Raw genomic sequence first — 22264 nt, 5'->3', positions numbered from 1 at the left:
GCTGAGCAGCGCCCCACCTCGCGCCGTGGCGACCGCGGAAGGCTCTCGGCCCTTCCGCGGTCGCCACGTCCGTTTCCGCGGACCCGGGCTTTCCAGGCGGCCCAGAATCAGCCCGCTTGCGGTTCCGGGCCCTCGTAGGCATTGCTCCGCGGGCCTGTCGCCCGATATCTGCTCTTGATGTCGTCGGCGAGATCACCCGCCACATCGGCCCCTTCTTCCGTAATGGGCGAGGTACTTCTCCGCGGTGGCGCCCGGTTCGTGCTCTTCGCGTGCGAAGAACCCGTCCAGGTCGTGCGGTGGATCCGGCGTATCGGCGCCGTTGAAAACCGCGTCGTCGTGGAAGAGTTTCGCGAATTCCACGCCGGCCGCCTGGGCGAGGGGAATGGCCACACCCCAGGGCCCGCGCTTTCCCCCCACATGCCACACGCCGTTCTGCTGGACGCGGGAGTGGTCGAGCGTTCCGTGGCGGCGGTGCGGCGGTCGCCGCCGTCCTCGCAGACCTCCGGGTTCCGGCCGTCCCGCGCGCGGGCGGGCGGCGAACGTAACGGCCTCGGGAAAACGGGAGGCGAACAACAGGGGCGCGGAAGCTGGGCGGCCGGGAACCGCGCGGGACCGCCCTTCAGCGGGGACCGGCCGCCCGCTCCCGGCTCAGGTGGGGGGCGCCGGTGCTGGTCCTGAGGTAGAACTCGGAGCCGTCGATGGTCGCCACCTTCTCGTAGTGACGGCCGAGGTGGCGGCGGAGCGTGGGCGTGCGCCGCACGCCGTACTCCTTGCCGCGCGAGTCGTCGACGACCAGCTCGGGCTTCCGCCGCCGCAGGTCCCTCTCGAAGCGCGTCCAGGCGCCTTCCATCGCGTACCGCTCCCCCACGCGTGCCTCGCCCCGGCCGCCGCTGAAGTTGGTGAGGAACCCGGCGGTGAGATAGCGGGAGGCGGGGTCGCGTCGGGAGAGCCAGTACCCCTCGGGGTGCATGCCCCACAGCAGCACCCGGTCCTCGCGATCGGTGTAGGAGCGGACGGTGTCGGCGAGCCGGTGCGCGTGGTCGAGTTCGTCGCGCCCCGCCGTGAAGCCCCAGCCGACGTAGCCGCACGCCAGCAGTGCGGTGCCGGTGAGCGCCGCCGTCGCGGCCCGGGCCGTCAGCTCGTGCAGCGCCGCGGCTCCGAGAAGGGCGAGCGAGGGGACGAGCTGGAGGAAGTAGTGGCCGAAGAACTGGAGTCCGACGGTGGCGGCGGCCAGCGACGCGGCGAGCCAGAGCCACACGTCGGCGGTACCGCCCAGCGGCACGCGGTGCCCGTGACAGGTGGCCGTGTACGGGTGGCCGCCGGCGCGGCGCCGCCGTACGGCGTGCACGAGGGCCACGACGAGTGGAAGGGCGGCCAGCGTCAGCAGTCCGAGCGCCCCCAGGGCGCGCAGCACGGGTTTGAGCCCGGATCCGTCGGCGGAGAGGTAGGCGCCGGACCCGGTGGCGATCCAGTACAGGAACTTCCCGGGTCCGAAGGCGAAGGCCGTGCCCAGGATCGGGAGCGCCGTTCCCACCCCGACCCCGAGCAGCGCCGTCCACCCGGCCCGGGCCTGCCACAGCACCACGCAGACCGGCAGCAGGACCGCGCCCCCCGTCTGCTTCGTCAGTACGGCTCCGGCGACGGCGAGCCCGGCCACGAACCAGCGTGAGCGCTCCGCGCACCACATCGCGGCCACCGTCCAGGGCAGCATGAAGACCTCGAACGTGGCGGCCTGCGTGTCCTCCGGATCGAGCCCCACCGACAGGAAGACGTAGCACAGGCCCGCGACCCACGCGGCCCGCTCCCCCCAGCGCCGCGCCGCCATGGAGGCCACCAGCACGGCGCCCACCAGCACGGCGAGGATCGCCGCGACCCGCACGGGCCACAGCGAATCGTCCCCGAACACCGCGAAGGTGGCACGGTAGAGCCACGGCACCAGCGGGGGTTTGCGGTCGACGACGGTCTCGTAGAGCACACCACCGTTGGCCAACTGCCGTGCCTGCGTCGCCAGGAACCCCTCGTCGGGGTTCCACGGGGTGCGGACGAACGAGGGCAGGCGGGTGAGGACGGTCAGCGCCGCCAGGACGGTGATCAGCCGCGTCCAGTTCGTCGCGGGCGCCGCCTCGGTGCGCCGGCCGACGCGCTGCACGGTGCGCCACTCGGCGCGGACGGTACGGGGCAACGGCATACGCCCCAATCTAGCGAGGCCCGCCACGGACGGGCCGCCGCCCCCGGCGCGCGCCGCCCCCTCGGCCCACTGCGGGACGAAAGGGGTGAAGCGCACCGGATACGGGCAGGGCGGCGCGCACCGTGCGCGGGCGGGCAGCCGCGGCGTGACGAAGAGGCGCGCCGTTACGGGGTTGCGCCGACTACGAGGGGGTGGCGCCCTCCCAGGCGCTGACCTGCGGGCCGCTGGGGTCAGGGCCGCGGCCGTCCAGCTTGGCGACGAGTCCGGTGACCTGGCGGGCCACGTCGGGGGCGGTCAGCCCGATCTCCGCCATGATCTCCTTGCGGCTGCCGTGGTCCAGGAACCGCTCCGGGATGCCGAAGTCCCGCAGCGGCACATCGACACCCGCGTCCCGCAGCGCCTGCGCGACGGCGGAGCCCACACCGCCCGCCCGGCTGTTGTCCTCGACGGTGACGACGACCCGGTGCCGCTCGGCCAGCGGCGGCAGCGCCTCGTCCACCGGCTTGACCCACCGGGGGTCGACCACAGTGGCGGTGATGCCCTGCTTGTCGAGCAGGTCGGCGATCTCCAGGCACATCGGGGCGAGCGCGCCCACCGAGACCAGGAGGACGTCGGCGCCCGGGGCGCCCGCCGGCTCGCGCATGACGTCCATGCCGCCCACCCGGCGCACCGCGGGCACCGCGGGGCCGACCGCGCCCTTGGAGTAACGCACCACCGTGGGCGCGTCGTCGACCTGGACGGCCTCGCGCAGCTGGGCGCGTACCTGCTCGGCGTCGCGGGGCGCGGCCAGCCGCAGCCCGGGCACGCACTGGAGGACCGACATGTCCCACATGCCGTTGTGGGAGGCACCGTCGGAGCCGGTGATGCCGGCGCGGTCCAGCACGAAGGTGACACCGCACTTGTGCAGGGCCACGTCCATCAGCAACTGGTCGAAAGCGCGGTTGAGGAACGTCGCGTAGACGGCGAAGACGGGGTGCAGTCCGCCGGTGGCGAGCCCGGCGGCGGAGACCGCGCCGTGCTGCTCGGCGATGCCGACGTCGTAGACGCGCTCCGGGAACTCCTGCGCGAACGCGTGCAGGCCGGTGGGCCGCATCATCGCCGCGGTGATGGCGACGATGTCCTCACGCTCGCGACCGAGCCGGACCATCTCGTCGCCGAACACGGAGGTCCAGTCGGCGCCGGAGGACTTGACCGGCAGGCCGGTGTCGGGGTGGATGGCGCCGACCGAGTGCATCTGGTCGGCCTCGTCCTGGCGGGCGGGCTGGTAGCCGCGGCCCTTCTCGGTGAGGCAGTGGACCAGCACGGGCCCGCCGAAGCGCTTGGCACGCTGGAGCGCGGACTCGACGGCGGCGATGTCGTGCCCGTCGATCGGCCCGACGTACTTCAGGCCCAGGTCCTCGAACATGCCCTGCGGCGCGATGAAGTCCTTGAGCCCCTTCTTGGCGCCGTGCAGCGTCTCGTACAGCGGCTTTCCGACGACGGGGGTGCGGTTGAGCACGTCCTTGCCGCGGGCCAGGAAGCGCTCGTAGCCGTCGGTGGTGCGGAGGGTGGCCAGATGGTTGGCCAGGCCGCCGATGGTGGGCGAGTAGGAGCGCTCGTTGTCGTTGACGACGATCACCAGCGGACGGTCCTTCGCCGCGGCGATGTTGTTGAGGGCCTCCCACGCCATGCCGCCGGTCAGCGCGCCGTCACCGATGACGGCCACCACGTGGTCGTCCCTGCCGCGGACCTCGTTCGCCTTGGCCAGCCCGTCGGCCCAGCCCAGCACCGTCGAGGCGTGGCTGTTCTCGATCACGTCGTGCGCCGACTCGGCGCGCGAAGGGTAGCCCGACAGACCCCCCTTCGCGCGCAGCTGGGAGAAGTCCTGCCGCCCGGTGAGCACCTTGTGCACGTACGACTGGTGCCCGGTGTCGAAGAGGACCTTGTCCTTGGGGGAGTCGAAGACGCGGTGCAGGGCGATGGTCAGCTCGACCACGCCGAGGTTCGGGCCCAGGTGCCCGCCGGTCTTGGAGACCGCCCCCACCAGGAAGGTGCGGATCTCCCCTGCCAGCGTCTCCAGCTGCTCCGGAGTGAGCCGGTCCAGATCGCCTGGTCCCGTGATGCGGGTCAGCAACGCCACCCGTACCTCCTTGCTTCGAGCGTGTGAACACGCTGTCGAGCTGTCGTTGTCGGACCGTACCGATTCCTCCCCAACCCTTCGGCCGGGCGGTCTTCCAGAGTCTAATGTTCCGCCGGCGTCCGGGTTCACCGGCCGGTGCCATATCAGTCACACGAATGGCAGCCCGGCGCGGCGTGTGCGGACACCCGCACGAGCCGGATGCGGCTGTTCCCTCGCACCCGCCCCGCATGCCTCCCGTCCCCCGGATGACTCGTATCTCACACTGCGGGGACGGGCGGCGGGCCGCCCGTCCTCGAATCCCTGTGCGGTTCCTGACCCCTCGCCCGCCCCGACGACGCCGACGCTGGTCTGCCCGGCCGGTGGGCCGGGTGGCGGGACCGGGGGCCCGGTGAGCCGGTGGGCCGGAGGCCCAGAGCCCCGGAGGGCCCGTGGCCCGATGGCCCGGAGGACCGGTGAGCCCGGAAGACCGGTGAGCCCGGAGGGCCGGCGAGCCCCGGAGGGCTGGTGAGCCCGGTGGGCGGGCCCGGACGGACCGGAAGGCCCGGCGAGGCCGGGGGCCAGAGGCCGGAGGGGCCGGTGAGTCCCGGGTGAGCTCCCAGGGCACCGGTTAGCCCGGTGGGCAGGGTGGGGCCCGGGGCCCGGGTGGGCTCAGTGGCGCGGGTGAAGTTGGTGTGCGGTAACCGAGGCCGCTCGCTCTGCGCCGGGCGCAGGGCTCGGGCGGCCACGCGGGGGAACGGCGCCGCACGGCGCCGCCGGGCGGCACACGCGGGGTGGCAGCACCGCCGTATCCGGCCCGGCAGCGTCGCCGCGCCCGGTCCTGACCGGGCGCGCCCGTAGCGGGGCCGGCGTCCGCGTCGCGCACGCCGGCCCCGGAAGCGGTGACGCGCGGCAACGCGTGTCCGCCTCATGTCCCTGCTCGTCTCGGTGGAGCCCGCAACTCTCAGGGAGCGGTACGGGAGTTCTCCCGTACGCCGAAGATGCTCGCAGAGGGCGGTCACCAATCGGCAAGCGGAGGTGGGACGGGGACGCATCTTCCGGCGCGGTCGTGCGGCGCCGCCACACCGGCAGGTGTTCCGTCGCTGGTCACACCCGTGTCGGGAGCGTCTGCCCCCGGCTGTTCCGGGCCCGGCGTCCGGGACAGGAACGCATCAACTCCCCTTGCCCTCTTCGGGCACCTGCTTCCGGGTGCGGGGAGTGGCACGATGCTTCTCCAGCCGCCGGTGTCGGCAAGCACCGGTCGGCCGTGCAGACGTGTGGAGCCCGCAACGCGCCCGGCTCGCAACGCCGGGCGGACGATCTCAGGAGGCACGATCCATGTTCCGCCTTCCCCTCCCGGCCCGCTGCGCCGGACCCACCCCTTCCCCGGCTTCCCCGGCTCACTGTGTCGAGCCGAAACCGTTCGACCAGGGCAGGCCCGGCCCGTCGGAGGTCGTGGTCGTCGTGGTGATCGCCGTACTGGCCAGCGCACTGACCGTCACCGGGACACCGCCATCCGCGGTCCGCGACGTGCTGGGGGCCGCCGGACTCGTCGCGCTCGGTGTGCTGCTCGCACTGCGCGGCGGCAGCCGGGTGGGCCGCCTGGTGATACGGGGGCTGCGGGTCGGCTCGCAGGTCTGAGGGCGTCTCGACCGTGGGGCGCAGAGAGAAGCCGATCACCACACCGAACCGGGCGCTCGCCGATCTCGTCAGGTGGCTGCGGCACCAGCGAGCGGCGGAAGGTCTGACCTACGCTCAGCTCGCCGTGCGCACCGGGCTGCACGCCACGACGCTACAGCGGGCCGCTTCGGCGACGTCGGTGCCCACGGGGCCCGTTGTCGAGGCGTACGCCCGGGGGTGTGGCGTGTCGGTGGAGGTGGCTCTGCGGATGTGGCGCAGGGCTCGGCAGGAGCATCTGCACGGCGCCGCGGGAGGCCGCATGACACCGGCCCCGGAGACCGTCGCGGATCTGCCGGGCCTGTCGGCCGCGCTGTGGGGGCTCTACAGCGAGGCGGGCGGGCCCCCGTTGCGGACCATGGAGCACCGAGCGGGGGGTTACGGCGCGCTGCCGCACAGCACGGTCCACCGCATACTGCGCGGGCAGACGGTGCCGCGTGACGAGCGCCAGCTGGTCGCGTTCCTGGACGCCTGCGAGGTTCCCGCCAGGGAGCGGCGCCCGTGGGTGGAGGCGTGGCGGCGTGTGTGCACGCGCACGCCGCAGGGCTCCGACGCGGTCCCGCCTCGCGGGGAGGCCGCCTTCCGCGGGCCCGGCGAAGAGGCCCCCTTCCGCGAACCGTCCCGCGAAGGGGTCCCGTTCGCCGCTGAGGACCCCTTCTTGGGTGCACATGTGACTCGGGCTCAGCCTCTCCCCGCGCCCCGGTCCGGACCCGCGGCCCTGGCCGGCCCCCCGGCCCTGTCCGGGCCCACGCCCGCGCACGGTCCCGCGCCCCGGACGAGCCCGGTCCCGCCGGGTGCCGGTGCGCTGCGCCTCACCGTCCTCGGCCCCGTACGCGTCTGGCGCGGGGACCAGCCTCTTTCCCTGGGATCGCCCCAGCAGAAAGCGCTGCTCGCGGCGCTCCTGCTGCGCGGCGGGCACACCGCGACCGCCGAGGAGCTGATCGACGCCATCTGGGGCGAGGAGCCCCCCGAGCAGGCAAGGGCGGCGCTGCGCACCTACGCGTCGCGCATTCGCAAGGCCCTCGGACCCGACGGCGACCTGCTGGTCAGCGAGTCCGGCGGCTACGCGCTGCGCGAGGGAGGCGGTACGTCACTCGATGTGGAAACCGCGCGGGAGCTGGCCGCGCAGGCCGACAAGGCCGCCTCGGGCGGCGACCTGGCCAGGGCCTGTGAGCTGTACGACGCGGCCCTGGCCCAGTGGAGCGGCGAACCCCTCGCCCACATACCGGGCCCGTACGCCGAAGCCCAGCGCGCCCGCCTGGCGGAGTGGCGGATGAGCCTGCTGGAGTTGCGGTACGACCTCGACCTGCGGCTCGGCCGGCACGCGGAAGCCGTCGCCGGACTGACGGCACTCGCCGCCGCGCACCCGCTGCGGGAACGGCTGCGCGAGCTGCTGATGCTCGCGCTCTACCGCAGCGGCCGCCAGGCCGAGGCGCTGGCCGTGCACGCCGACATCCGGCGCCTGCTCGCCGACGAGCTCGGAGTCGACCCGGCCCCGGAGCTGGCCGCGCTCCAGCAGCGCATTCTGGAGGCCGACGAGACCCTGGCGCCCCCGGGCGAGAGCGGCACCACGCAGGCGCGTACACCCGCCCGGCCGGCCCAACTTCCGGCCACTCTCCCCGACTTCACCGGCCGGGACTCGCTCGTCGCCCGGCTCGGCGCCCAGCTCTCGCGGGCCGACGGCACCGTCATGGCGCTCGCGGGTATCGGCGGCGTCGGCAAGACGGCGCTGGCCGTCCACCTGGGGCACGCCGTGGCCGACCGGTTCCCCGACGGACAGCTCTACGTCGATCTCCAGGGCACCGGCGCCTCCCCCGCGGACGGCGCAGCCGTGCTCGGAGGGTTCCTCCGCTCCCTGGGAACCGACGACGCCTCCCTCCCGGAAGGCGTCGAGGAGCGCGCGGCGCTCTTCCGTTCGCTGCTGGCGGGCCGCCGCGTCCTGGTCCTGCTCGACAACGCCCGCGACGCCGCCCAGGTCCGCCCCCTCCTTCCCGGCACCGCGGGCTGCGCGGCGCTGGTGACCAGCCGCGTCCGCATGGTCGACCTCGCCGGTGCCCGCCTCGTCGACCTGGACGTGCTGGGCCCCGGCGAGGCCATGGCCCTCTTCTCCCGCGTCGTGGGGGCGGAACGCGTCGGCGCGGAGCGGGAGGCCGCGATGGATGTCGTGGCGGCCTGCGGGTTCCTGCCGCTGGCGCTGCGCATCGCGGCCGCCAGACTCTCGGCCCGCCGTACCTGGACCGTCTCCGTGCTCGCCGCCAAGCTGGCCGACGAGCGGCGCCGGCTTGACGAGCTCCAGGCGGGCGACCAGGCCGTCGGGGCCACCTTCGAGCTCGGCTACGCCCACCTGGACGCGGAGCAGGCCAGGGCCTTCCGCCTGCTCGGGCTCACCGAGGGCCCCGACATCCCGCTGGCCGCCGCCGCCGCGCTCCTCGACCGCCCCGCGGAAGAGGCCGAGGACCTGCTGGAGGCCCTGGTCGACAGCTCCCTGCTGGAGTCAGCCGGTCCCGGACGCTACCGGCTGCACAACCTGATGCGGCTGCACGCCCGTGGCCGGGCCGAGGGGTGAGGTTCGGCGTCATCCCCGGAGCTGTTCGAGCAGGACCGGGTCGGTGATCCGCGTGTCGTCCGCCAGCATCAGCGCCTTGCTCAGGATCACCGACAGCGTCCAGTCGCCGTCGAACGGCAGATACACGTGCGGGGAGGACGAGGGCTCGCTCTTCGCGACAACGCACAGGTACCGGTCCCCCGAATCCAGCAGGACGTTCCCCGACCCGAGGTGGATCCTGTACGTGTGCAGGTCGCCCTTGACGTGCAGGAAGCGGCCCTCGACGTGGCAGCGGTCGCCGATGGCCAGCCGGGGCAGCAGCCGCGCCAGCAGGTCGTGGCGGGTGCGCGCGGTCTCGCTCAGCTCGCCGAAGCCGACGGAGGACCAGTACCGCGCGTAGTGCCCGCCGGGTCCGCCGTCCTGCCACGTGGGGTCACCGGCCACGCTCGCGACGCCGACGAACAGGTCGACGTCTCTGAGCACTTCGCTGAGCACCCGGGCCGGTATCTCCTCCAGCGGCACGGGGTCCACCTTCTCGGGTCCTGGCATGCAGAACCCCTGCCTCCCCTCGCTGCTGATCGTGTTGCCCGGTGCGTCGATCGGGTAGAACCTCACCTGGTCCGTGGCCAGCAGCGTGTAGGCGCCCGAGTCGGTGGTCGGCGCGTTGCCGGACTCGCCCTCGCCGCGCACCCAGTATTCCGCGCGCAGCCCCCACTCGGACAGTTCGCGCACGGCGGGCGGGTAGGAGGTGTCGTGATGGCATATCCGCAGCTCGGCGTCGTGCCAGCCGCGCTGGGCCGCCAGTGAGCGGAACCTGTGCTGGCCCAGGATGTGCCCGGCGAAGCGGTTGGAGTAGGTGGCGGTGCGCCGTTCCGCGTCGGTGAGCAGGTAGACCTCGCGGTGCGCCTGCTTGAAGGGCTGGGTGATCCGCTCGTCCTCCAGGCGCCGCCGCCAGGCCATCACCTCCTCGACGGGCCTGCCCACCGGGTGCCACAGCCGCACGGTGCCCTGGCCCGTCACCGGCTCGCCCGTCAGGTCGCGCAGTGCGCCGTCGGTGTGGCGGCAGGCGGTGCCGTCGAGCGTCCACAGCAGGCGGCGGGCGACCGTACCAACCAGCGGATGTTCCAGGTAGCGCTCGCGCCACACCTGGGCGGGCCATGAGCGCCGGGTGAGCAGAGCCCTGTCCAGACGCCTGGCCACCGCGCCCAGCGTCGCGTTGATCTCCTTGACCTCGGCCCTGAGCTCCTTCAGCCGGGACGCGTGGTCGCGCCGCACGGCGGCGGGGACCGAGGCGACGGGCTTGCCGGCGGCGTTCCGCCAGCGCAGCACCGCGGTGCCACCGTCGATCACCAGCTCGGCGGTCGCTTCCGCCGCCTCGTCCCCGAAGTGCACAACCCGGCGGCCGTCCTGCGGTGAGAGCCCGTAGGAGGGAACGGCCAGCTCCTCGATCTCCTCCCGGCCGAGTCCCTGGTCCCGCGCACGCGTGTCCAGCCCGGCCTGGAGAATCTTGAGTGTCGCCTTGTACGTCACCCGGGTGGTGAGCCGGGCGAGTTCCGCGAGAGCGGCCTCCCCCTCCATGGTGCACAGCGCCGTCGCACACGCGTTGGCGAGCTTCGGCATGCCCGGGCCCACACCCGGTACTCTGCGCAGCGCTCTGTCCAGCACCGCGCCCAGCGCCCGGGGGGCCCGCGCGTGTCCGGGCAGGAACGTCAGCGTCCACACCAGGCCGCGCGCCACCTCGTAGTTGTACGGGTCGTAGGCGAACCCCCGCTCACGCGGCAGTGTGGGCGGGCCGCCCAGCAGGGCCAGCCAGTCCGCCACCCGCTCCAGGAACCGTTCCGCTTCGACCTCGGCGAGCAGGGCCCGCGCCGTCCGTGCCCAGGGTGCGCCGGGCCTGACCGACGTCAGCGTCGCGGCGTGCCGCAGCACGTCGGTCCAGGCCGCGGGCAGCTTGGCCAGCTCGGCGAGCGCGTGATCCGACCACCGCTCACCGGCGTTGAGCACCGGGTGGCGCTCGGCGAGCAGCCGCAGGACTTCCCGGGAGGCCGTCGTTCTGATCGGTTGGCTGTCGTGGTAGGCCCGCCGTATCTCCGCGCCGAGAGACGACGGGATCTGCCGGCCCGAGGCCAGCTCGACCCAGGCCGCGTCGTAACTCTCCAGCGTGTACTGGACATTCCCCGCCCAGCCCGCCAGCAAGCGCTGACGGTCCGCCGCCATGAGGTCGTCAGGACGGCCCGCCGACGCCATGGCGTGCAGGACGACGGCCTGGTCGCGCTGTTCCGGCGTCTCAGCGTCGTGGTAGCGCTCGGCGCAGTGGCGCAGCAGGCGGTGCCGGGCGTCGTCGGGCAGCACGTCCAGCAGGACCCACGGCAGTTGCACGCGGCCGATGGCCCGTTCGCAGGCCGCCGCCGAAGCCTTGCGTGCGACGGCCGCCCGTACGACGTCCTCCAGCTCGCGAGGGCCCAGGGCGGCCAGTTCCGGTGACTCCGACACCCGCAGGTACAGGTTGGCGGCACGCTGCTGCTCCGTCTCGGCCTGCCGGTAGGCCTCGTCGGCCCGCAACCGGGTGCGCAGACGAAGGTATTCGGGAAGGGGCCGCAGCAGCTCCACCGCCCAGGACAGCTCGGGAACGGAGGCCAGCGCCTCGTGGACCGCCGAGGCGTCGTCGCGTTCGGCGGCGGCCCGCACCGCGGCCCGGCACGCGTCGAAGTCGCTCATCAGCCACCCACCAGGGGGACGAGCTTCAAGAAGGTGATCTCCGACCCCGCCACGAGGTCGATCTCCTCGTCGAGACGCGTCAACTGCCGCTCCTGGGTCAGGAGCAGGAAGCCGTTCCTCTCGAACGCCCGCACCGCGGCGTCGAACTGCCGCTCCGGGTCGATCCGGTGCGGCGGACGGGACGGGCCCCGCGAGCCGTTCAGGGCGGCCTCGTCCGCCGTCGGCCGCACGAGCCCCCGAAACGGCCCGGCTGCATCCCCTGCGTGGTACTCGGCGACCTCCTGGAACACCCGCCGTCTGATCAGCTCGCGCACACTGACCCGTTCCTCCTCCACATCGAGCACAAGCGCTGCGCACCGGCCCTGCGACGTGCTCTCATCCGCGCATACGATCTGAGTCATTCCCAGACCCTAGTGGCCGGGTGTGACACCGCGACGCCGCCGGCGACGGCGCCGGACCGGGACACGCACGCGGCTGTTGTGACGGCGGACGAGGCCGCGGTGGCCGGTGCCGGGTGGGCGGTGCGCCCGCCCCACCCGGCACCGGCGCACTCAGGCGCGCCCGGCTGTCTTCTGGGTGCGGCGGGAGATCGAGTCGATGACGACCGCGGCGAGCAGCACCGCACCGGTGATCATGTCGCGGACGGCGGACCCGGTGCCCAGCAGGGCCATGCCGGAGTTGATCGACTGGATGACGAGGGCACCCAGCAGGGCCGACCAGGTCTTGCCGCGGCCGCCGAAGAGGCTGGTGCCGCCGATGACGGCGGCGGCGATGCAGTTCATCAGCAGGCTGCCCGCGCCCGAGGACTGGTTGGCGGCGTTGATCTGCGAGGCGAAGAACAGTCCGCCGACGGCGGCCATGGTCCCGGCGATGGCGTACACGGTGATCCGGATCATGGGCACGCTGATGCCGGCCCGTGCGGCGGCCTCGCTGCTGCCGCCGACGGCGAAGACCTGCCGCCCGTAGGTGGTGCGGCGCAGCACGAAGTCGCCGAGGAGGATGACGCCGACGAAGATGACGACCGCCAGCGGGAGGCCCTTGTAGGAGTTGAAGACGAGGGCCGCGGCGTAGGCGGGTATCGCCACGACGACCGTGCGGAGCACGATCTCGCTGAGCGGGCGGCTGGGCACGTCCGCGGCCTTGCGCCGGCGGGCGTCCAGCAGCGAGAAGCCGAGGAACGCCAGCACGCAGACGGTGGCCAGGGCAATGGCCCAGATCTTGTCGGCGAAGTAGTGGTTGGTCAGCTGGGCGACCACCCCGTCGTCGTCGAGGTTGATGGTGCCGCTGGGGCCGAGGATCTGGAGCATCAGGCCGTTCCAGCCCAGCAGGCCGGCCAGTGTGACCACGAAGGCGGGGACGCCGACCTTGGCGAAGAAGAAGCCGTGCAGGGCGCCGGCGGCCATGCCGACGAGGATGGCCAGGATCACGGCCAGGACCTCGTTCATGCCCTGGTTGATGTTGAGCACGGCCAGCACGGCGGCGGACATGCCGCTGACCGAGCCGACGGACAGGTCGATCTCGCCCAGCAGCAGGACGAAGACGATGCCGACCGCGATCAGCCCGGTTCCGGCGCTCTGCACGAACAGGTTGCTGAGGTTGTTCGCGCTCAGGAACGCGGAGTCCTGGAGCTGGAAGACGAGGCCGATGACGATGAGCCCGACGATCACGGGCAGCGAGCCGAGTTCGCCGGTGCGCAGGCGGCGCGTCAGGTCGTCGAGGTAGCCTGCGAAGCCGCGTTCGCGCACGAGGAGGCGCGGGTCGACGGAGGCGACGGATCCGGCGGCCGCGGTGCCGTTCGCCTCGCTCCCGTCCTGCTGGGGGGCGGCGGCCTTGTCGCCCGTGGCCCCGTCGGTGGGGGTGCCGGTGGTCACTTGCGCACCTCCGTGGTGGACGCCTGCTGTGCGGTTCGGGCATTGCGCCGGGTGACGACGTTGTCAGTGGCTCCGGTGATCGCCGAGACGATCTCCTCCTGGGAGGTCTCGCTCACCGTGAAGGTGCCGTTGTTGCGGCCGAGGCGCAGGACGGCGACCCGGTCGCTGACGGCGCGCACGTCGGCCATGTTGTGGCTGATGAGCAGCACGCCCAGCTCCCGCTCCCGCAACCGCTCCACCAGGTCGAGGACCTGCGCGGTCTGCTCGACGCCGAGTGCGGCGGTGGGCTCGTCGAGGATGACGACGCGGGGCTCGCCGAGCAGCGAGCGGGCGATGGCGACGGTCTGCCGCTGGCCGCCGGAGAGGGAGGCGACGGGGATGCGGACGCTGGGTATGCGGATCGAGAGGGTGGACAGGAGCTCGCGGGAGCGGCGCTCCATCTCGACCTCGTCGAGGATGCCGCCCGACTTGAGTTCGTTGCCCAGGAAAAGGTTGCCGACGACGTCGAGGTTGTCGCACAGCGCCAGGTCCTGGTAGACGGTCGCGATGCCAAGTTCCTGGGCGTCGTGCGGCTTGTCGATGCTGACGGGATCGCCGTTCCACTCCACGCGGCCCTCGTCCGCGGGGCTGACCCCGGCGATGGCCTTGACCAGGGTGGACTTTCCTGCACCGTTGTCTCCGACGAGCGCGACGACCTCGCCGGGGTGGACCTCCAGCTCGACGTCCGTGAGCGCCTGCACGGCGCCGAACCGCTTGGAGACTCCGCGCAACGCCAGCACGGGCGTAGCGGACACGTGAATCACTCCTTAACCGGGATCGGCGCGCAGGCGGTGGGCCGTCGGGCCGCCCGCCCGCCGCGCGGGGCCGCTGAGGCTCCCCTACGGCGGGCGGGCGGCTCGGGTACCGGCGGTGCCACCGGGCCGATCGATGTCGCTGGGACCTACTTGATGCCCGCCTCGTCACAGGCCTTCTTGAACTTGCTGGTGCAGATCTCCTTGGCCGTGAAGAACCCGGACTTGCCGACGTACTTCTTGATGTCGCCCTTGACCAGCGGCAGCGGAGTGACGATCTTGGTGGGGATGTCCTTCTGCGAGGAGCTGTCGGTCTTGGAGGTGGCGATGTCGTCCAGCTTCTCGCCCTTGGCCAGCGCGACGGCGAACTCGGCAGCCGCCGAGGTCTCGGGCACGTACGGCTTGTAGACGCTCATGAACTGCTCGTCGGACAGGATGCGCTGCACGGCGTTGAGTTCGGCGTCCTGGCCCGTCACCGGGGGCATGTCGTCCTTGGTGAAACCGGCGCCCTTGAGCGCGGTGATGATGCCGCCCGCCATACCGTCGTTGGCCGAGTAGACGCCGACGATGTTCTTCTTGCCGAGGGAGGAGAGGGCGCCCTTCATGTTGCCGTTGGCGTTCTCCGGCTTCCACTCCTTGGTGTCGTACTCCTTGCCGACCTTCACCTTGCCGTCGAGGACGGAGTGGGCGCCCTCCTTGTACATCTTGGCGTTGGGGTCGGTGACGGAGCCGTTCATCATGACGATCTTGCCGTCCTCGGCCTTGTCGCCGAGCTCCTTGAGCAGGGACGTGGCCTGGATCTTGCCGACCCGCGGGTTGTCGACGGAGGTGTAGGCCTTGATGGGGCCTTCGGCCAGACGGTCGTAGGCGACGACGGGAATGTCGGCGTCGTCGGCCTTCTTGACGGAGCTGGCGATGGACTTGGCGTCCACCGCGTCCACGATCAGCGCGTCGACCTTCTTGGTGACCATCGTCTCGGCCTGCTGCTGCTGGAGGTTGGCGTCCTGTTTGGCGTTGGAGTACAGGATTCTGGTGTCCTTGCCCGCCAGTTCCTTGATCTTCTTCTCCAGCAGCGGCTTGTCGAACCGCTCGTATCGTGCTGTCTGGTTCTCGGGGAGCAGCAGCCCGATCGTCAGCGGGCCCTTCTTGTCCTTGCCGCTGTCCTTGCCGTCCGCCTGGTCAGCACTGCCGCAGGCGGCGGTGGTGAGGGCGAGCGAGAGTGTGACGGTACCGAAGACGATGCCGCGCAGCGCTGCGTGCATGGTGACCTCCCTGACGGGGCCGCGGCGTTGCGGCCGGGGTAGCCGGAAGTCAACTCGTCGCCGTCGCACCGGTCAAGAAGAAAATCCTTAACGAGATGACAACGATGCCATCCATTGAAAACAGAAAGCCACAGGACGACCGGAGAGGGCGCCCCGGAAAGGGCGCGCGGAACTGCGCGACCGGCCGCGACAAGCCCGCACCGGGCAACGCCGCAGGGCCGCAGCGGCGATGCCCCCGACAGGCCCCGCAGGGCTCAGGCAGCGGCCGAGGCGGCCGCGTCCACCAGTGTGGTGTCACCCATCTCGTTGAGCACCAGGGCGAGCGCGCCCAACACCTCAGCGCGACTGTCGAGTTCGCCGGGCGCCACCTTCACCTGCCGGGCCGCGCTGGGGATGGCGTAGCGCGCCACCGAGTCCCGCACCGGGTCCAGCACCAGGTCACCGGCCTCGGCCAGGTCCCCGCCGAGCACGACCCGTGAGGGGTTGAGAAGGTTGCACAGGCTGGCCACCCCGCTGCCGATGTGGCGGCCGATGTCGGCGACGACGCGCCGGCACCCCGGGTCGCCCTCGCCGGCCAGCCGCACCACCCGCGCCATGGTCAGATCGGTGCCGTGGCTGGAGTGCAGCAGCGGCAGCACGTACCGGGCCGCGGTGAAGGTCTCCAGGCAGCCCCGGTTGCCGCAGCGGCAGACGGGACCCGACTCGTCCAGCGTGATGTGGCCGATCTCGCCCGCCGTGCCACCCGGGCCCCGGTAGATCTGGCCGTTGATCACCAGCCCGGCGCCGACACCGCTGGCGACCTTGATGTAGGCCAGGTCGCCTGCGCCGTGCCCCGCGCCCCACACCTGCTCGCCGAGGGCGCCGAGGTTGGCGTCGTTGTCGACGTAGACGGGGACGCCGATCCGGGTGGCCAGCTCGTCGCGCGGGTTGGTGCCGGCCCATCCCGGCAGGATCGCGGTGGAGCCCAGCACGCCCGTCTCGATGTCGATCGGTCCCGGGACGCCCAGGCCGATGCCGATGACCTTGCCCGGGCTGATCCCGCTCTCGGCGACCAGCCGCCGCACCAGCCGCTCGGCGCGGTCGAAGCCCTGCCCCGCCGAGGCGTCGACGTCGATGGGCTCGGCGTCCTCGGCCAGTACGGTGTGCGCCAGGTTGCCGACGGCGACGCGCAGGTGCGAGTGCCCGAAGTCGACGCCGACGACGATGCCCGCGTCGGCGCTGAGGGAGACGGCGCGCGCCCGCCTGCCGCCGGAGGAGGTGGGGGTGACCTCGACGGTTCCGGCGTCCTTGAGTTCACGGACGATGTTGGAGACGGTCGCGGCGGACAGCCCCGTGCTGCGGGCGATCTCCGCCTGGGTGAGCGAGCCCGCCATCCGTACGGCCCGCACGACGCGCTCCAGATTCGCCCGGTGCAGCGAGGACTGCGACCCCGGAGTCTCCACCACTGTTCACTCCCCGCTTGTCTCCAACATCTGAACCCTAAGAAGAGCCCCGGCGGTCCTCCCCGTCAAGTCCTTCGATCGAGCCGGCAGCGGTCGGCGCTCATTTGTGACTCATCATACGGAGGTGAGCGGGCCCAACGCGCCGGGTCCCCGGCCGGTGGCAGGGGACCCGGACTCGGAGCCGTCGCGGCGGTGCTCACCTCACTTGACGGAGCCCGCCGTCAGCCCCGAGACCACGTGCCGCTCGATGAACGCGAACAGGATGATCACCGGGACGATGGCGACGACGGAGGCGGCGAACAGATAGTTCCACTGCACCGTGTAGGCGCCGATGAAGTTGTTGATACCGACCGTCAGCGGCTGCTTGTCCGGCTCCGTGGACAGCGTCAGCCCCATCACGAACTCGTTCCAGGCCGAGATGAAGGTGAAGATCACGGCCGTGACGACGCCGGGCAGTGCCAGCGGAAGCGTCACCCGCGTCATCGCCCCGAAGCGGCTGGTGCCGTCCACCATCGCCGCCTCCTCCAGCTCCTGCGGGATGGACCCGATGTAGGCGGTGAGGATCCACACGGCGAAGGCGAGGTTGAACGCGGCGTTGGTGAGGATCAGCGTCCAGACCGAGTTGAGCATGTCCAGCTGGTAGAACTCGCGGTAGAGGCCCACCAGCAGGGCGGTCGGCTGGAACATCTGGGTGACCAGCACCAGCAGCAGGAACCACTTGCGGCCCCTGAACCTCATCCGCGCCGTGTAGTACGCGGCCGGCAGCGAGACGAGCAGCACCAGCAGCGTGGAGCCGCCCGCGACCAACAGGGTGACCTGGAGGTTGTTCCCGAGCGACGACTCGCGCCAGACCTCGATGAAGTTCGACCAGTCCAGCTTGTCGGGCAGGTAGGTGCGGTCGCGCAGTTCGTCGGCGGGCCGCAGCGCCGTGACGATCATCTCCAGGTACGGCGCCAGGAACAGCGCGGCGAGCAGCCACGCGAAGGCGGCGATCACCAGGCTGCGCGGCCGGAAGCCGCGCCTGGGCGGGCGCACGGTGCGCTTGGCGGGCCCCGCGGGCCCCTCCTTGACGGGCCCGGGCCCGGCGGTCTGTGTTGCGGTCGCCATCAGTCCTCCTCGTTCCACCGGCTGACCTTGAGGAAGAGCAGCACGAGCACGACGACCATGGCGAAGTTGACCACCGACATCGCCGCGGACTCGGCGATGTCCGTCTCCTTGAGCTTGTACATGAACACGGTGGTCGTCGAGGTGTCGCTGCCCGGGCCGCCCTGCGTCATCGCCCAGATGATCGGGAACGAGTTGAAGACGTTGATGAGGTTGATGACCACACCGACGAGGAACGCGGGGCGCAGCAGGGGCAGGGTGATGCTCCGGTAGGTCTGCCAGGGTCCCGCACCGTCGATGCGGGCCGCCTCGTAGACATCGCCCGGGATCGTCTGGAGCCCGGCCAGCAGGGTGTAGGTGGTGAAGGGCAGCGAGACGAAGACCGCCACGAACATCATCCAGGGCCAGGCGGTGGACTGGGAGCCCAGCCAGTCCTCGGACTTGTCGATGATGCCCAGGTCCAGCAGCACCGTGTTGAGCACACCGGCGGTCTGGTTGAGCATCCACTTGAAGCCGATGGCGGTCATCAGGACCGAGGCCGCCCAGGGCGCGATGAGCGCCCACCGGGTGACGCTGCGCCCTGGGAAGCGCTGGTTGAACAGCTGGGCCAGGCCCAGTGACACCAGCATGGTGACGCTGACGACCACGACCGTCCACAGGACGGTGTAGCCGATGACGTGCCCGAAGCCGGACTCGTCGAAGAGCTTCTCGTACTTGTCGGTGCCGGCCGAGCCCCGCACGACCCCCGAGATGCTGATGTTCTGGAACGAGGTCCTGATCAGCTCGACGATGGGCCACACGACGACGGCGAGGATGAGCAGGACGACCGGGGCTATCCAGGGAAGCGGGCCGAGCCGGGCCAGCCCGCCGCTCGCGCGGCGGGCCGGCCTGGTCGACTGCCCGCCCCGCCCCCGGCTCCTGCTGGCCGGGGACGGCGGGGCCTTCAATGACACGGGGTCTCCTTGCGGTACGGAGGGGCGAAGCGGGGCGTCGGGCGGCCTACTTGGTGTTCGCCGCCGCTTCCTCCGCCTTCTTCTGCAGGTCCCCGAGGATCTTCTTCGGGTCCTCCTTGGCCGCCTTGCCGCCGGTCTTCTTCATCTCGGCGGAGACGATGTCCCAGGCGGGGTCGCCCAGCGGGTAGAAGCGCGCGCCGTCCAGCTCGTCGAAGAAGGGCTGGAGGTCCTTGTGCTTGCCGTTCGACTGCATCGTCTCCAGCGCGTCGTTGGTGACCGGCATGAAGTTGTACATCTCGTCGAACTTCAGCATCTTCTTCGCGTACACGAAGTCGAGGAACTTCTTTATCTGCTCCTGCTTGCCGCCGTCCTTGAAGGCCATCATCCAGTCGGCGACGCCCAGGGTGGTCTTCAGCGGCCCGTTCTTGCCCGGGATGGTGGTGACCCCGTAGTCGACCTTGCCCGCCTTCGCCATCTGAACGAGGCTCGGGTGGCCGTTGAGCATGCCCGCCTTGCCCGCGGCGAAGTCGGCGAAGGCCGTCTTGCGGTCGGTGGAGGCCGGGTTGGAGTACGTCAGACCCGGCTTGACCAGGTTGTCCTGGAGCCAGTTGAAGGTCTCGACGTTCTTCTTGCTGTCGAGGGTGTACTTGCCGCCGGAGTCGGTGTAGCCACCGCCGTTGCCCAGCTCCCAGATCATCGACTCGCCCTGCGCCTCCTCGGGGCCCAGCGGAAGCGCGTAGGGGGTGTCGGCGGCCTTCGACTTCTTGATCTTCTCGGCGGTCTCGGCCAGCTCGTCCCAGGTCTTCGGCGGGTTCTTGATGCCCGCCTTCTTGAAGACCTCCTTGTTGTAGAACAGCACACGGGTGGAGGAGACCCACGGAATGCCGTACTGGGTGCCGTCCACCTCGCCGGCCTTGGCGAACGACGGGATGAGGTTCTTCTTCGTCTTGGGCGAGAGGACGTCGTCGGCCTTGTAGAGCAGGTCGTCGGCGACCTTGTCGGCGTAGCCGCCGGTCTGCAGGAGATCCGGAACGTTGCCGCTCTGGATCATCGTCTTGACCTGCTTGTCGATGTCGTTCCAGTTGATGACCTGGACCTCGACCTTGACGTCCTTGTTCTGCTTCTCGAAGTCCTTGACGACCGAGTCCCAGTAGATCTTCGAGGCGTTGGACTTCTTGTCGCCGTAGTCGGCCGCCACCAGTTTGATGGTGTTCTTGTCCCCGGAGCTCCCGCTGTCACCGCCGCAGGCGGTCACGCTCAGTGCCATGGCGAGCGCTGCGGCGCCGGCCGCCACTGCTCTTTTGTTCATGTTGCTCAACCCTTCGACATCGGTGTCGACTTGCTCGCAGGTGATGCGTCGCACCGGGCGCCACCCGGTCCCCCACACAACGCTCGGGCGAGGAGCCCCGACTGCCCGGCCAGAAGATCCCGCAGCAGTCACGGCGCAGACTATCCATGGCGGATTCCGCCTCGACAGGTCTAGGCCACTTTCGTGGCCAACCTGAAATCACCGCTGTGGGCGGCCAGTTTGACCGGCGCGTTTCCCCCGGCCCCGGGTGCCTGGCACCCGGTACACGACCGCCGTACGGCCTATTTGATCGCGCCCGCGGTCAGCCCGGCCTGCACCTGGCGCTGGAATACCGCGTAGACGACGAGCACCGGCACCATGGCCAGGGTCAGCCCCGCGAACAGCGCGCCCCAGTCGCCCGCGTAGCCCTGGGAGACCGTCAGCGCCGCGAGGCCCTGGGGCAGCACGTAGTTGTTCTCGTCGTCGTTGTTGAGCAGCAGCGGGAGCAGGTACTGGTTCCACTGGCCGAGGAAGTTGAAGATGCCGATGCTGACCAGGCCCGGCTTGGCCATGGGGAGCATGACCTGGAAGAACGTCCGGGTGTGCGAGGCTCCGTCGATCATCGCCGCTTCCTGCACCCCACTGGGCAGCGTCCGGAAGAACGAGGTGAGGAAGAAGGTGGTGAACGGCAGCGAATAGGCGATGTACGCGATGATCAGCCCGGGCCGGGTGTCCAGCAGGGACATGTTGTCCATGATCGTGAACAGCGGGATCAGCGCCAGGATCACCGGGAACATCATTCCGCCGGCGAACAGCAGGAAGATGAACCGGTTGCCGGGGAAGGTGAAGCGGGCGATCACGTAGGCGGCCATCGAACCGAGCAGCATGGTGCCCGTGAGCGAGCCCGCCAGGATGATGACCGAGTTGAGCGCGTAGCGGCCCACCTTCGCCTCGGTCCAGGCGTTGACGAAGTTCTCCCAGTGCAGCGAGGTGGGCAGGCCCATCGGGTCGCCCAGGTAGTCCGCCGTCGGACGGAAGGCGGTCAGCGCCACCCAGACCAGGGGCCCCGCCGCCATGATCACCCACAGGACCAGGAAGCCGTGCGAGAAAGCGTTCAGGGTGCGGCTCTCGCCGCCCTTGACGCCCTTCCCGCCCCCGCCCGCGGCGTGCGGGCGGGTGGTGCTCCCGGGCGCCGGGGCGGCCGCCTTCTCGGCCACCGCTGCCGCGTCCGTGCTCATCGGTTCGGCACTCATCGCATCCCGCTTCTCAGTACTCGATCGTCTCACGGCGGCCGATCCTCATCACGATGAGCGTGAAAACCATGCTCAGGACGAGGAGCACCACACCGATGGCCGTGGCGTAGCCGAACTGGCCCTCACGGAACCGCTCGTACAGGTAGACCGGGGTCACCTTCAGCACGTGACCCGGCACCATGATCAGGACCACCGCGAAGGCGTCCAGCGCCTGGATGCCCATGTAGATCCAGCCGGTGCGCACGGTGTCCCAGATCAGCGGCAGCGTGACCCGGAAGAACGTGGCGCCCCGGCCCGCGCCGTCCAGCAGCGCCGCCTCGTAGATGTCCTTGGGGATCGCCCCCATCGCGGCCGAGAAGAGCACCACGTAGAACCCGACGAAGCTCCAGGCGATCACCGCCATCGTGGCGAGCAGGCCCAGCTTGTAGTCGCCGCCCAGCCAGCGCTGTTCGAGGGAGCCCAGGCCCACCTCGCCCAGCAGCCCGTTCAGCAGACCGCTGCGGGAGCTGTAGACCTGCTGCCAGACCACCGCGATCAGCGCGATGGAGAGCACCTGCGGAAAGAAGTAGACGACCTTGTAGAACGAGGAGCCGACGACCCCGGAGACGGCCTCTCCCCTGCGGTGCCGGCCGCCCGCGGTGATCATGTAGGCGAAGAAGATGCCGAGCGCGAGCGTGATCACCGGAACGAGCACCAGCAGCAGCAGGCTGGTCTGGACCGACGACCAGAACTTCTCGTCGTTCCACATCTTCACGTAGTTGTCGAAGCCGACGAAGTTCGCCGTGGCGCCGCCCGCCCAGTCGGTGAACGAGTAGTAGATCGCCTGGAAGAACGGGGAGATGACGAAGACGGCGTAGAAGGCCAGCGGCAGGATCAGGAATCCCACGATGAACCGGTACTTGTCCAGCGTCCGGTACCTGCGGTCGGCACGGACCCGTGCCGGGGTGAACCGGGGCGGCAGCAGGACCGCCACCGCGAAGGCCAGCTTGTCGCCGGGCGGAAGTTTCCGCCACGGAACCGTTCCCTGTGTCGCCGGCCCGCTCGGGGCCGGCCGTGTCCGAGTCCTCACGCCGCTCC

Annotated in this window: 15 protein-coding genes and 2 pseudogenes; 3 read left to right on the top strand and 14 right to left on the bottom strand. The window is 71.0% G+C overall.

The window, feature by feature from the left end; all coding sequences use genetic code 11:
• Positions 1 to 192: 192 nt before the first annotated feature.
• From DQ392_RS34545 to dxs, 3 genes are all read right to left on the bottom strand, one after another.
• Complete coding sequence (locus tag DQ392_RS34545) at positions 193 to 360, bottom strand: hypothetical protein (protein ID WP_181856536.1); 168 nt, start codon at positions 358 to 360, stop codon at positions 193 to 195.
• Positions 361 to 619: 259 nt separating this feature from the next.
• Positions 620 to 2188: an ArnT family glycosyltransferase gene (locus DQ392_RS22520; RefSeq protein WP_114017510.1), complete on the bottom strand. Its 1569-nt coding sequence runs from the start codon at positions 2186 to 2188 to the stop codon at positions 620 to 622.
• 181 nt (positions 2189 to 2369) lie between these two features.
• Positions 2370 to 4307, bottom strand: a complete 1938-nt coding sequence (gene dxs / locus DQ392_RS22515) for a 1-deoxy-D-xylulose-5-phosphate synthase (RefSeq protein ID WP_114017509.1) — start codon at positions 4305 to 4307, stop codon at positions 2370 to 2372.
• A gap of 1314 nt (positions 4308 to 5621) precedes the next feature.
• Here dxs and DQ392_RS22510 point away from each other — a divergent pair.
• The 3 genes and pseudogenes from DQ392_RS22510 to DQ392_RS22505 all read left to right on the top strand — a co-directional run.
• The gene (locus DQ392_RS22510) at positions 5622 to 5924 is read left to right on the top strand and encodes a hypothetical protein (RefSeq protein ID WP_114017508.1); all 303 of its coding nucleotides are present in this window, start codon (positions 5622 to 5624) and stop codon (positions 5922 to 5924) included.
• 13 nt (positions 5925 to 5937) lie between these two features.
• Positions 5938 to 6099: pseudogene (locus tag DQ392_RS36250) on the top strand (helix-turn-helix domain-containing protein); the annotation flags it as partial.
• 666 nt (positions 6100 to 6765) lie between these two features.
• Positions 6766 to 8520: pseudogene (locus DQ392_RS22505) on the top strand (AfsR/SARP family transcriptional regulator); the annotation flags it as partial.
• 15 nt (positions 8521 to 8535) lie between these two features.
• Here the strand turns inward: DQ392_RS22505 and DQ392_RS22500 are convergent.
• The 11 genes from DQ392_RS22500 to DQ392_RS22450 all read right to left on the bottom strand — a co-directional run bounded on the left by DQ392_RS22500 (position 8536) and on the right by DQ392_RS22450 (position 22256).
• A complete protein-coding gene (locus DQ392_RS22500) occupies positions 8536 to 11223 on the bottom strand; it encodes a DUF4132 domain-containing protein (RefSeq protein ID WP_114017506.1) in 2688 nt (895 codons plus the stop codon).
• Complete coding sequence (locus tag DQ392_RS22495) at positions 11223 to 11624, bottom strand: hypothetical protein (protein ID WP_114017505.1); 402 nt, start codon at positions 11622 to 11624, stop codon at positions 11223 to 11225. Before DQ392_RS22495 ends, DQ392_RS22500 begins: the two co-directional genes overlap by 1 nt.
• 150 nt (positions 11625 to 11774) lie before the next feature.
• Complete coding sequence (locus DQ392_RS22490) at positions 11775 to 13094, bottom strand: sugar ABC transporter permease (RefSeq protein ID WP_114017504.1); 1320 nt, start codon at positions 13092 to 13094, stop codon at positions 11775 to 11777.
• Positions 13091 to 13897, bottom strand: a complete 807-nt coding sequence (locus DQ392_RS22485; RefSeq protein ID WP_114017503.1) for an ATP-binding cassette domain-containing protein — start codon at positions 13895 to 13897, stop codon at positions 13091 to 13093. Before DQ392_RS22485 ends, DQ392_RS22490 begins: the two co-directional genes overlap by 4 nt.
• 137 nt (positions 13898 to 14034) lie before the next feature.
• A complete protein-coding gene (locus DQ392_RS22480) occupies positions 14035 to 15147 on the bottom strand; it encodes a substrate-binding domain-containing protein (RefSeq protein ID WP_114017502.1) in 1113 nt (370 codons plus the stop codon).
• 254 nt (positions 15148 to 15401) lie between these two features.
• A complete protein-coding gene (locus tag DQ392_RS22475; RefSeq protein WP_114017501.1) occupies positions 15402 to 16589 on the bottom strand; it encodes an ROK family transcriptional regulator in 1188 nt (395 codons plus the stop codon).
• A 201-nt stretch (positions 16590 to 16790) separates the two neighbouring features.
• Complete coding sequence (locus DQ392_RS22470) at positions 16791 to 17696, bottom strand: carbohydrate ABC transporter permease (RefSeq protein ID WP_114017500.1); 906 nt, start codon at positions 17694 to 17696, stop codon at positions 16791 to 16793.
• Complete coding sequence (locus DQ392_RS22465; RefSeq protein ID WP_181856535.1) at positions 17696 to 18646, bottom strand: carbohydrate ABC transporter permease; 951 nt, start codon at positions 18644 to 18646, stop codon at positions 17696 to 17698. Before DQ392_RS22465 ends, DQ392_RS22470 begins: the two co-directional genes overlap by 1 nt.
• A gap of 46 nt (positions 18647 to 18692) precedes the next feature.
• Positions 18693 to 19955 (bottom strand): extracellular solute-binding protein, encoded by a 1263-nt coding sequence (locus DQ392_RS22460; protein ID WP_181856534.1) that lies wholly within the window; start codon positions 19953 to 19955, stop codon positions 18693 to 18695.
• A 281-nt stretch (positions 19956 to 20236) separates the two neighbouring features.
• Positions 20237 to 21187 (bottom strand): carbohydrate ABC transporter permease, encoded by a 951-nt coding sequence (locus tag DQ392_RS22455; protein ID WP_114017498.1) that lies wholly within the window; start codon positions 21185 to 21187, stop codon positions 20237 to 20239.
• Positions 21188 to 21200: 13 nt separating this feature from the next.
• Entirely contained in the window at positions 21201 to 22256 is a 1056-nt protein-coding gene (locus tag DQ392_RS22450; RefSeq protein ID WP_114017497.1) for a carbohydrate ABC transporter permease, read from the bottom strand.
• Positions 22257 to 22264 lie beyond the last annotated feature (8 nt).

Origin of the sequence: Streptomyces reniochalinae (assembly GCF_003323735.1) — a bacterium.
In the GTDB taxonomy this organism is placed as follows: domain Bacteria; phylum Actinomycetota; class Actinomycetes; order Streptomycetales; family Streptomycetaceae; genus Streptomyces; species Streptomyces reniochalinae.
This window is presented reverse-complemented; position numbering and strand designations above follow the sequence as displayed.